The organism is Bacillus sp. LUNF1, assembly GCF_011008975.1.
In the GTDB taxonomy this organism is placed as follows: Bacteria; Bacillota; Bacilli; order Bacillales; family Bacillaceae; genus Bacillus; species Bacillus velezensis.
On the sequence record NZ_CP048876.1, the window covers coordinates 1773580 to 1785897 of the forward strand.

A 12318-nucleotide genomic window follows, 5' to 3' on the forward strand; every position below is an offset into this window, starting at 1 on the left:
GGGACGGCTTTGCAAAACACTGAAGATCTTCTTTACAAACTATTGGCAGGCCAGCTGAAATCTGTCGGATTTTTTACGGAAAACGAAACGCAGCCTGTCATGCAGGGGTTTTACGGCAGGTGGCTGGAAGAAAGCATCTCCATCTTGGTGCAAAAAGGCTTTTTGAAACAGTCAGGCAGTACGTATGTGTTAACGGGTCCGATAGAGCGTGCGGACGTGCTGTGGCAAGAATGGGATGAAAAGAAAGCTCCTTTACTCAAGGACAGCAGCAAAGAGGCGATGATCACCTTAGTGGAGACCGCTCTCAGAGCTTTGCCGGATATTTTATCCGGCAGAGTTTCTGCCACTGATGTTCTGTTTCCTGATTCCTCAATGGAATTGGTGGAAGGAATCTATAAAAACAATGAAACGGCAGACTACTTTAATGAGGTGCTCGCTGACACATTGACGGCTTTCATTGAAGAACGCCTGAAAGAAGACCCGAACGCGGAAATCCGGATATTAGAGATCGGAGCGGGGACGGGCGGGACGAGCGCGGCCGTTTTCAAAAGATTAAAAGAGTACAAACATCATGTGAAAGAATATTGCTACACCGATCTGTCAAAGGCCTTTTTCATGCATGCTGAAAAAGAATACGGTCCCGACAATCCGTATTTGACTTATAAGCGGTTTAATGTGGAAGAGCCCCCGGCTTTGCAGGGTATAGAGGCGGGCGCATATGACGCGGTAATTGCGGCAAATGTGCTTCACGCGACAAAAAATATTCGGCGGACACTTCGCAATGCCAAAGCGGTGCTTAAAAAGAATGGGATTTTGCTATTAAATGAGATCAGCAGCCATTCGGTTTATTCTCACCTGACATTCGGCCTTTTGGAAGGCTGGTGGCTGTATGAAGACGCCAAACTGCGCATTCCCGGATGCCCGGGGCTGTATCCTGAAGCGTGGCAGTCTGCGCTGGAAAGCGAGGGATATCGGTACGTTACATTTATGGCGGAATCGTCACATCACTTCGGCCAGCAGATCGTGGCGGCAGAAAGCGACGGCGTTATCAGGCAAAAGCAGCCGGACGCGCAGGCGGTTGAAGAAACTGCGGCTTCCAAAGAGCCGGCTGATTTCACAGAACCGCCTTTCTCAGTCACAGACCGGACTGTGCAATTCATAAAAGAAACGTTAGCCAAGTCCATAAAGCTTGCTCCCGAGCGCATTCAGCCGGAAACCAGCTTTGAAAAATACGGCATCGACTCCATTTTGCAGGTGAATTTTATCCGCGAACTGGAAACATTGACGGGCGAGCTGCCAAAAACGGTCTTATTTGAACACACGAATACGAAAGAACTTGCCGAGTATTTGCTGGAAAATTACTCGGATAAGCTGCAACAGGCATTCGGAGCCGAACAAGCGCCTCCTGAAACGGAGCATCCGGAACCTGCAATGAATGAACCGGTGCCGCTTGTCACGGAAACGCGGCGATTTATCACTGAACAAAAAGAGCCAAAAGCGCCAAAGCCGGAAACAGAAACCGTCACCGTTAATCATTCTGATCGTGACGACATTGCCATTATCGGCATCAGCGGCCGCTATCCCGAGTCTGAAACGCTCGATGAGCTGTGGGAACATTTAAAAGCCGGAGACAGCTGTATTACGGAAGCCCCGGAAAACAGATGGAAGTCCGGTCTTCTGAAAACAATGGCAAAAGAAACACGAAAAGAAGAACGCAAAACACGGTACGGCGGATTTCTGCAGCATATTGACGCTTTTGACCATCACTTGTTTGACATCCGGGAAGACCATGTGATGGAGATGACGCCTGAGCTCCGTCTAAGCTTAGAAACCGTATGGGAAACATTTGAAAACGGCGGTTACTCGTTAGAAAGAGTAAACGAATGGCAGGAATCAGACAGCGGCATCGGTGTATTTATGGGCAGTATGTACAATCAATATTTCTGGAATATCCCGTCATTGGAAAAAGCCGCGCTCAGCTCTAACGGAGGGGATTGGCATATCGCCAACCGCATTTCCCACTTTTTCAATTTAACGGGTCCGAGCATGGGCGTTACGACCGCATGCTCCAGCTCACTGAGCGCCATTCATCTCGCCTGTGAAAGCCTGAAGCTTAACAGCTGTTCCATGGCGATTGCCGGAGGGGTCAATCTCACGCTTGAACCGTCTAAATATGATGCGCTCGAACGGGCTAATTTGCTTGAACAGGGAAGTGAGAGCAAAAGCTTCGGAACCGGCACGGGCCTGATGCCGGGAGAAGGAGTCGGGGCGGTGCTCTTGAAGCCGCTCTCCAAAGCGGTTGCTGACAAAGACCATATTTACGGGGTCATTAAAAGCAGCGCGTTGTGCCATAGCGGCGGAAGGCAGATGTACACGGCTCCGGATCCGAAACAGCAGGCGAAGCTCATGGCGGCTTCCATCGACAAGGCCGGAATCAATCCGGAAACAATCAGTTATGTTGAATCAGCGGCAAACGGGTCTGTATTGGGAGATCCGATTGAGGTCATTGCCCTGACAAACGCGTTCGCGCAATATACTGATAAAAAACGTTTTTGCGCGCTTGGATCCGTCAAGTCAAATCTCGGCCATTTAGAGGCGGCTTCCGGCATGTCCCAGCTCGCGAAAGTGCTGCTGCAAATGGAGCGGGAAACATTAGTCCCGACGATTAACGCAAAACCGCAAAATCCGAATATCGCGCTTGAACAAACGGCTTTTTACCTGCAGGAAAAAACCGAGTATTGGGAACGTCTGAAGGATGCCGAAACGGGGGACATCATACCGCGGAGAAGTATGATCAATTCCTTCGGGGCAGGCGGGGCATATGCAAATCTCATCGTAGAAGAATATATCAGCCCGAATTCCGATCAGGCCCGTCACGGCGATGAGGAATATATTTTCCCTGTGTCAGCGAAAACAAAATGGAGTTTTGAAGCCTATCTTGAGAGACTGGCGGCTTTTTTAGAAAAGACGCCATCTCTTCATCCGGCCGCCATCGCATCCGCGCTGCAAAAAAGAACGCATCATTTGGAGTATCGGGCGGCATTTACGGCTGCTTCCGTTCAGGAACTGCTGGAAAAGCTGTCCGCTTACCGCATGGATCAGCGGAATCTCAATTTCTCCGATTCTGATATTGGCCGGCGTGCGCGGCAATGGGAAAAAGGAGAGAATATCGCGTTTGATCAGTTGCAGCAAGAGCACGCCGTTCATCTGCCGGCCTACGCTTTTGACCACGGGACTTCTTTTCAATTCGGTGAATCAGAAAACGCTGCCGGCGTTCAGTCGGTATACAGTGATGACGACCCATACGTGAAAGGGCATCAATTCAGCGGAGAACCGGTACTCGTCGGCGCTACGTATAACAGTCTGGCAGTCGATCATTTTTGTGAAATTTTTCCTGAAGCGGAAGGAGGACAAATTAAAAAACTGAATTACACGAGCCCCATTACCGTAAAAAAAGGCGATCGCATCGAGCTGAAAACAGAATCGAAACAAAACGGGGATGGATTTGAACTGAGCATAATGCACCGCAGCCGCACGTCTCCTGATTGGAGCATAGCGGCGTATGCCGAGTGCAGCCCGTATCCGTTTCAAAAGCAGCACGCGGATCTGACGGCCATTCAGCGCTCTTACCGGGAAGTGGGCCGGATAGATGAGTTATACGGAGACGGAACGGGAACCGTCGTGTGGGGAGAAGAATTTAAAACGATCACCCGCCTGTACAAAAGCTCTGATGGCGTTTTAGCGAAAGTGAACCTGAACAATAGCGACTCACAACAAGCGCATCATTATGCCGTAAATCCGTTAATCGCCAACAGTGCTTACTTGGCCTCACTTTCTTTATTGGACCAAACGGAGGCGGAAAGCTATCTGCCGTTCGGCATTAATTCCGTCACCTTCAGCAGCCCGGAAGATCTTACCGATTGCTGGCTGCACATCAAGCTGGCCAAACAAACGGGGGAAATGATTCTGATTAACGCAGATGTCATCAGCAGGCGATCGGAAGTGGTGATGCGTTTTGAAGGCTATGCCCTGAAACGGTTCCGCCCGAAAACCGAACAGATAAATCAGCCGGCCCGAACGGCTGTTAAGAATGCGGGAGCACCGATTTCTGCCGGCAGTCTGACAGATGATATCCGCAGCTACGTCCTTGGCAAGCTCGCCAAGATGATGGATGAACCCACGCCATCTCTTCATTCTGACGCAAATATCATGGAATTGGGACTTGATTCAGCGAGCCTGATCGGGCTGACAAAAGAGATCGGCCAAGAGGCGGACATCGATGTGAATCCAACATTGTTTTTCGAGTATCCGACCGCGGAGGAGCTGACCCGCCACTTCGCGTCAGCATATGAGAGCAAGTTTTCTCAATTGCTTGCCGATCATAAGCATTCAGAAGAGGCCAGGGTCACGGAAACAGAAGAGCGCACTTTACCGAAGAAACAGCATAAGCCTTGTGATAACGCCGATATCAAGCAAGGAATCGCGATTATCGGTATGTCAGCTCAGTTTCCGCAATCCCCGGATATCCAGTCTTTTTGGGAGCACATCGTAAACGGGGATCACTGTATTACCGAAATTCCGGCGGACCGCTGGGACTGGCGCCGTTACGCCGGTGATGAGAATGACACGAGTCTCAGATGGGGCGGTTTTATTGACGGTGTCGGCGAATTTGACCCGCTCTTTTTCGGAATTTCTCCTAAAGAGGCATCACAAATGGGGCCGGAGCAATTTCTGCTTTTGATGCATACATGGAAGGCAATGGAGGATGCGGGCCTTACAAATAAGGCATTATCAAGCAGACCGACAGGCGTTTTCATTGCCGCGAGCAACAGCGATCCGAACAATGGAACAGCCATTCCGTCCATCATTCCGAACAGAATTTCATATGCCTTGAATTTACAAGGACCGAGTGAATATTACGAGGCTGCCTGCACGTCAACGCTGGTGGCATTGCACAGGGCAGTTCAATCAATCCGCCATAACGAATGTGAGCAGGCTGTCGTGGGAGCCGCCAATATTCTGCAATCGCCGAAGGGCTTTATCGGTTTTGACTCAATGGGATATTTAAGCAAAAACGGCCGGGCGAAATCGTTCCAAAAAGATGCCGATGGCTTTGTCAGAAGCGAAGGGGCGGGCGTGATCATCATCAAACCGCTTGAGGCGGCAATTGATGACGGCGATCATATTCACATGGTCATTAAAGGAACAGGAGTGTCTCACGGCGGTAAAGGCATGTCGCTTCACGCACCGAATCCGGCGGGAATGAAGGCCGCGATGAAAAAAGCGTACGAAGACACCGAAGTTGATCCGCAAACCGTCACTTATATTGAAGCGCACGGCATTGCCTCCGAAATGGCAGATGCGCTGGAGTTTAATGCAATCAAAGCGGGTTACGGAGAGTCTGCAAATCAAGAGGAAAGCGCGCCTTGTTATATCAGCACCGTGAAACCTTGCATCGGGCACGGCGAACTCGCTTCCGGACTGGCTGCCCTTATAAAAGTGGCGATGGCCATGAAGCATCATACCATCCCGGGTATTCCCGGATTTACAGCTGCAAATGAGCAAATGGCCATTCAGAAAAGCCGCTTCCGTTTCACCGAAGACAATCAGGAATGGACACAGTTCACCGACCATACGGGCAGACCGATCCCGCGCCGGGCCGCAATTAACAGCTATGGCTTCGGCGGCATGAATGCGCATGTCGTCTTGGAACAGTACAGCCCGAGCCATAAAGACAAAGAATCTGCGCATGAACCGCAGCTTATCGTGCTTTCTGCTAAGAGCGAAGGGCGCCTAAAGGCGGCCGCAGGTCAGCTGGCTGATTTTGTGCAAACTGGAGATACTCCGTCATTGCGGGATATTGCTTATACGCTTCAGACCGGCCGTGAGGCGATGAACTGGCGCCTGGCACTCGTTGCCCGCAATCAAGATGAATTGCTGGAAAAACTGAAAGAGTACAGAGCATTTTCCGAAGAAAGCAATGGAATGAAAAGCTTCTTTACAGGCAGTCAGCAGACTGGATCAGGAGATATCGGCGTTTTACTGGAAGGGACTCTCGGTACAGTCGTCACAGAGACGCTGTTGGCTGAAAATAATCTGGAAAAGCTTGCATTTTGCTGGGTGAAAGGTGCGGATATACCGTGGGACAGACTCCACCAAGGCAAATCTGTTCAAAGAGTGCCGCTTCCGACATATCCTTTTGAAAACCATAAGTATTGGAACGGCGGTCAGCCAGAAGACATCAGCCTTGCATTGGTTTCACAGGAGCCTCAGCTCTGCCGCGGGAGCGCGGCTGACATTGTGGCAGACATTTTGGGGATGGAGCCAGCGGAAATGGATCAAAATAAGCCGCTGACTGAATACGGCTTCGATTCAATCTCCTCTATTCAGCTGCTGAAAAAACTTGAGGGCGGAGACAGCCGCATCAGTCTGGAGGCTCTTCAGAAATGCAGCACTGTTCAGGAGATTAGCATGCTGTTAAAAACGAACCAATCGCAGGAGGCGGGCCGGAATTTTCCCGAACTCGTCAAGCTGAATGATAGAGAAAAAGGCCGTCCTGTTTTTTGGTTTCACGGCGGAACGGGAGGCGTGGAAGCATACCAGCCATTCGCCAAAAAGAGTCAGCGGCCTTTTTACGGCATCCAGGCAAGAGGTTTGACAGGGAAAGAGCCGCTGCAAGGAATCGAAGAGACTGCCGTTTCTTATATGAGAATCATCCAAGCGGTACAGCCGAAAGGCCCTTATGACCTCGGCGGATATTCCTTGGGCGGAATGCTTGCATACGAAACCGCGCGCCTCTTGCAGGAGGAAGGTCATACGGTAAAAAGCGCCGTCATGATCGACACCCCGTACAGTGAAAAATGGAAAGAAAGAAAACCATCTGTTAAGTCAGTCATGCTGCAAACGATCAATACGATGCTTGCAGCATATCTTAAGCCTGAAAACCTTGAAGAGGCATTAATCAGCAGAGAAGACATTACCGTCCAGGCTGAGGAAGAAGAGATATTGAAAGAATTGATCGGCCTTGCCAAAAAGCGCGGTCTGCCAAAATCCGAAGAAGCGATCCGGATGCAGCTGGAGCAAATGATGAAGACGCAGCTCGCTTACGGAATGGAAGAGTATGACATGAAGCCGCTGCCTCATCCGGAAGCGCTGCAATGCTACTACTTCCGTAATAAAAGCGGTTTGTTCCTCGGAGATCTTGAACGTTATCTGACAGCAGAGGAAGAACAAATTCCGTTAGACCAAGATGCGTATTGGAAAGAATGGGAACGCCAGATGAAACAGTTTCACCTGCTGGACGTTCACTCTTCCAATCATGTCACAATGCTGTCGGAACCAAAGCCGCAAAACGCCATTAAAGCATTCTGCGAAAAACTGTACGCAAACAAAGGAACGATAAGCGCAAATTTCCTTAAATCTTTCAGAAAAAAGCTGGACGAAACAAATGAGCTGGTAAAACGGTAATAGAGAACGGCCGGAGCAATCCGGCCGCTTTTTTATTTATATAGAACTAAATTTACTATGTACTAAATTTTCATTGTTATATTGATTTCTGTTTATAAGACATTAAAAAAACCCCCGATAAACCGGGGGCGATATTAAAATCTGACAGGCAATGTTTCAAGCCCTCTCAAAAACACATTTTTTCTCCATGTTACATCCTCGGGCGCGCCTTTCAGCTCTATATTCGGAAACCGTTTTAAAAGCGCGGTAAAGGCAATGGATGCTTCCATCCGGGCGAGCGGAGCCCCGAGACAAAAATGAATGCCGAATCCAAAAGAAATATGACGGTTCGGTGTTCTCGCTATATTTAATGTATCAGGATCATCAAAATATTCCGGGTCCCGATTGGCTGAACCGATGCCGATAAATATCATTTCACCTTTTTTAATAGAAACATCTTTATAAGTGAAATCTTCAATCGCCCATCGATTCGCCATCATGATGACGGGAGAGGTATAACGCAAAAGCTCTTCAACCGCCATCTGGATATTTTCCGGCTGCCGCTTTATCTTCTCCATCTGGTCTTTGTGCAGAAGAAGCGCCAGAGTGCCGGAGCCAAGAAGGTTAACCGTTGTTTCAAGCCCGGCAACGACTAACAAAAACAGCATGGAATACAGCTCTGATTCACTCAGCTTTTGGCCGTCCTCTTCAGCGTAAATAAGCTTGCTCGTCAAGTCTTCACCCGGATGTTTTCTTTTTTCTTCGATCAGTGTTTTCATATATTGTTTAAATTCTTTGAGAGCCTGGTTGGTCGCATCTTGTCCGCTTTCTGACGTGTCGACCATTGCGTTTGTCCACACTTGAAATTTGGCGCGGTCTTCTTTCGGAATTCCGAGCAGCTCGGAAATGACGATAAACGGAAGCGGTGCGGCGAAATCTCTCATGATATCAGGGTCTGCTTTTGTTTCCATTTTATCCAGCAGCTCTTCTGTGATCTGCTCTATCCCGGTGCGAAGCTGCTCAATCATCCGGGGAGTGAACCCCTGATGCACCAAAGATCGAAGACGTGAATGATCCGGGGGGTCTTTTGCCAGCATATGCTCTGAGACAAAATCGATATCTTCACTGACATTCAGCTTCGCGATCAGCTCCTTCGGCATGACCCGTTTTACATCTCTCGTAATTCTGCCGTCTTTTAAAAACGCCATACAATCATCATAACGCGTGATGAGCCAAGCCGGAAAGGTGCCTCCGAAACGCTGCAGTTCGAATTTATGTATGGGGTCCTTCTCTCTGAATCTGCTTAAAACCGCAAAAGGGTTTTCGTGAAACTCGGGTGAGTGTGGGTGAAACATTGTTTTTTCCATCTGGATTTCCCCGCCTTCATGTTTTTGAAAAGACATAACAAACAGCCGGTGCCTGCCGACCGGACGGCATTCCTCCTTTTATCTGCCGAAGACACTGATCACAACGGCTCATAAGTATGTCTAAAATATATAAGGAAACAGAAGCCGGTTCAATAGACAAATCGTAAAGCTGCCATTTTCGTTGATTATCAACAAAACAGCAAACTTTTTTTGCCATTTCATCATGTGTGTTAAATCCGGCTAATATACATATTTACGCTTCATATCAACTTCTTAAGGAGGATGTGAATGAATGCGTTTATGAAATGGGCGGCAAGTCTGCTTTTGGTGATCTCTCTTCAGTTCGGCCTTACGGGCGCCGGCATCCATTCGGACAGTGCTGCTCGTGCCGCATCCCGATACGATCAGGTGCTGTATTTCCCGCTGTCAAAATATCCGGAGACGGGAAATCATATAAAAGACGCCATTTCGGCAGGTCATTCTGAGATTTGTACAATTGATAGGGGCGGAGCGGAGAATAGAAGGAAAGAATCATTGAAAGGAATTCCGACAAAGCCCGGGTTTGACCGTGATGAATGGCCCATGGCAGTCTGCACAGAAGGCGGGGCGGGGGCTGATATCAGATATGTAACCCCGTCGGATAACCGCGGGGCCGGTTCATGGGTTGGAAATCAAATGAGCGGATATTCCGACGGCACGAGAGTATTATTTATCGTTCAGTAACTTCTCCGGTTCGCCGGAGTTTTTTTATGCTCTGAAAAAGCGGCACGCCGGCTGGACATATGAAATGGCAAAGAGTAAACTTATATGTTGGAATCAGCATGAGAAAGGATTGGATCACATTGACAGTGACTACATACCGAAATATTGCACTTTTACTTCTTTGTTTAACAGCGGGAATTGTGGATGTGATCGGTTATTTAAGCCTGGGACATATCTTTACCGCCAATATGACGGGGAACATCGTTCTGTTCGGCCTGGCGGTCGGCAACTCATGGCACCTTGCCGTACTCAAATCGTTAACCTCGTTAATCGGATTTATTGCCGGCGTTATTGCCGCGGCCCTGCTTGTGGGCAATAAAAAGAAATCATTCTGGCCCCCTGCGGTAACTGCCGCTTTAGCTATTGAAGGAGCTGTTTTGCTGCTGTTTGCTTTGTTCTCTTGCTTTTTTGCAGATGCCATTTCTGTTTATGTGCTGATTATGCTGCTCAGCTTCGCAATGGGAATGCAGACGACAGCCGCGAGAAAACTTGGTGTAGCGGGGATTTCCACGACCGTATTAACAGGAACGCTCGCTAATTTTTTTGAAGATCTCACCGCAAGGTTTTACAAAGCGGACAAGCGGAAGCAGTTTACGAGAGATGCTGTTTTGCGCGCGCTTGCCTTGGTGCTGTATTGTTTTGGGGCGGTCATAGGCGCTTTTGCCGAACCGGATTATAAGTTTGCCGTGATCTGGCTTCCGATTATCATTATTTTAGGCATTATGCTTTGCGCATTCACGATGTTCCACGGATATTCTGAAGAAAAAAACCAATAAAAAAACGCCGCTGATTCAGGGCGTTTTTTCTTTTTATTGCTCTTTCCGGGTCCCGATTGTATAAACGGCCCGATCTGTATGTACCTTTAATCCGTCTTGCTCCTTTTGGATGGTAATGTCGCCGAGCAAAGGGATTTCATACGCATCTTGAGGGAGCGGGACATTTCCTTCCTCCGTATAGGTTGTGCCGTGTCCTTTTAGGACGAGCTCTTCGTCAGCTACATAGTCATCGGGATGATTTGTCCGGCGGACGAGAACATCATCAAGGTGAAGCATGATCTGGTCCATATCAGAAATCTCGTTTCGGCTGTCTGTCAGCTCTCCTTTTCTGATATCAAGCGTTTGTCCGATCTGTTTTTGCAGCCATTCAGACAATTCGGTGTTTGTAAGTGCCATTGTGATTCCTCCTTTTATCTACACCATACTTATTCCCTATTTTTTTAGAAATACACTGCCTTGCATTGATCTTTTTTTCTGACAGCCGGTTCTAAAGCATTCCGAGTTCCTTCATTATAAATGTTTCATCTGTTCACCTGAAAAACGGAGTCATCTGCCGGTGCAGACGACCCCGTTCTCATGATAAAAAGGTTACTCTTTCGGCACGGCGTTTTCGGCGTTCACTGCGCCCGCTCCGTAAATGTTCGGATCTTCATTTGTCCATTGATCCGGACTTTGTTTGATCAGTGTTTTCACTTCGTCAGGCGAAAGCTGCGGGTTCTGCTGAAGAATTAAGGCGGCAATGCCCGCACAGATCGGAGTGGCCATGGACGTGCCCGACAGACTGAAATACAAGGAGCCTACACGGTTTGATTTCTGTAATTTGTCAAGGTATGAACGCGGAGAACGGAGAGATACGATATCGACCCCGGGCGCAAGAATGTCAGGCTTCTCTTTTCCGTACACAGTCGGGCCGCGGCTTGAGAATGAAGCGACCGTATCGTCCTCATTGCCGGCCGTATCATTGTCATCATAGGCGCCTACCGTGATGACCTTCTCGCTGACACCGGGGCTTGAAATCGTTTGAGCTTCCGGACCGGAGTTGCCCGCGGCGACGCAGACGACGATTCCTTTATTCCATGCCTCTTCAACGGCCTTGACGAGCGGGTCGTCCGTTTCTTTATCATATCTGAGCGCATCTCCGCCCAGTGACATGCTGATGATTTTGATCGGATTCTTTGTGTGTTCTTTATTATATTGTATGCACCATTCCACACCTTCAATGATATCAGCCAAGGTTCCTGATCCTGATTTGTTTAAAACCTTGACTCCGATCAGATCGGCTTCCGGCGCCGGCCCCTGATATTTACCCGAAGATGAAGCGCCGCTGCTTGCGATATCACCGGCGCAATGGGTGCCGTGCCCGTTGTCGTCATACGGTTCTGTCTTTTGGTTGACAAAGTCCGCAAATCCGATAACTCTGCCTTCTAAATCGGGATGCTGATAGATTCCGGTATCAATAACGGCAACGATTACGCCTTTTCCTGTTAATACGGTGCCGTTACGGGTCACTTCTTTTGCATGAGACGATTCAGCTGCCGTATCAAGGAGCGCTTTTACTTCACGGTTTAAATAGATTTTACGGATATCCCGGCATTGCGAAAGAAGCATGTGAAGGGCGGACGGAGTGACTTCGGCGCTGCAGCAATTGATTGTTTGAAACTGCTTTTTTATGGTGCAGCGTTTTTCTTTTGATAAGACCTGTCCTGTGCTGTGAAAACCGGATTCATGGCAGCCCTCTTCAAATTCAATGATGACTGACATTTTCTTTCTGTTTTTCACCTTTTTTTCGAAAAACTTGTGCAAAAAGCAAGGTGTCCATTTGAAAGGTTTATATAACTGTAATACGTTTTCTCTGAGCGGCCAGTCCAGCTTATGAGCATTTGACCGCACCATTTGTACCATTGAGTAACCAAACATATATACTTTTCCTCCCATTCTGGCGATTCTCTCTATACCATATGAACAGG

At 48.5% G+C, this 12318-nt stretch carries 6 protein-coding genes; 3 read left to right on the forward strand and 3 right to left on the reverse strand.

Annotation, left to right across the window (positions count from 1 at the left end; all coding sequences use genetic code 11):
- Positions 1–9: 9 nt before the first annotated feature.
- On the forward strand, positions 10–7467 hold the full coding sequence (locus G4O42_RS08635; RefSeq protein WP_032874977.1) for a beta-ketoacyl synthase N-terminal-like domain-containing protein: 7458 nt from the start codon (positions 10–12) through the stop codon (positions 7465–7467).
- A 134-nt stretch (positions 7468–7601) separates the two neighbouring features.
- Here G4O42_RS08635 and G4O42_RS08640 read toward each other — a convergent pair whose 3' ends face one another.
- Entirely contained in the window at positions 7602–8813 is a 1212-nt protein-coding gene (locus tag G4O42_RS08640) for a cytochrome P450 family protein (protein ID WP_032875233.1), read from the reverse strand.
- Between the two features lie 288 nt (positions 8814–9101).
- On the opposite strand from G4O42_RS08640, the gene G4O42_RS08645 reads away from it, so the two are divergent.
- Both G4O42_RS08645 and G4O42_RS08650 read left to right on the forward strand, forming a co-directional pair.
- Entirely contained in the window at positions 9102–9536 is a 435-nt protein-coding gene (locus G4O42_RS08645; RefSeq protein WP_007611576.1) for a NucA/NucB deoxyribonuclease domain-containing protein, read from the forward strand.
- A 59-nt stretch (positions 9537–9595) separates the two neighbouring features.
- Positions 9596–10351, forward strand: a complete 756-nt coding sequence (locus G4O42_RS08650; protein ID WP_032874979.1) for a YoaK family protein — start codon at positions 9596–9598, stop codon at positions 10349–10351.
- Between the two features lie 33 nt (positions 10352–10384).
- Here G4O42_RS08650 and ymzB read toward each other — a convergent pair whose 3' ends face one another.
- Positions 10385–10747: a protein YmzB gene (ymzB, locus tag G4O42_RS08655; protein ID WP_007410383.1), complete on the reverse strand. Its 363-nt coding sequence runs from the start codon at positions 10745–10747 to the stop codon at positions 10385–10387.
- 192 nt (positions 10748–10939) lie between these two features.
- Complete coding sequence (locus tag G4O42_RS08660; protein WP_032874981.1) at positions 10940–12268, reverse strand: serine protease AprX; 1329 nt, start codon at positions 12266–12268, stop codon at positions 10940–10942.
- Between the last annotated feature and the right edge of the window lie 50 nt (positions 12269–12318).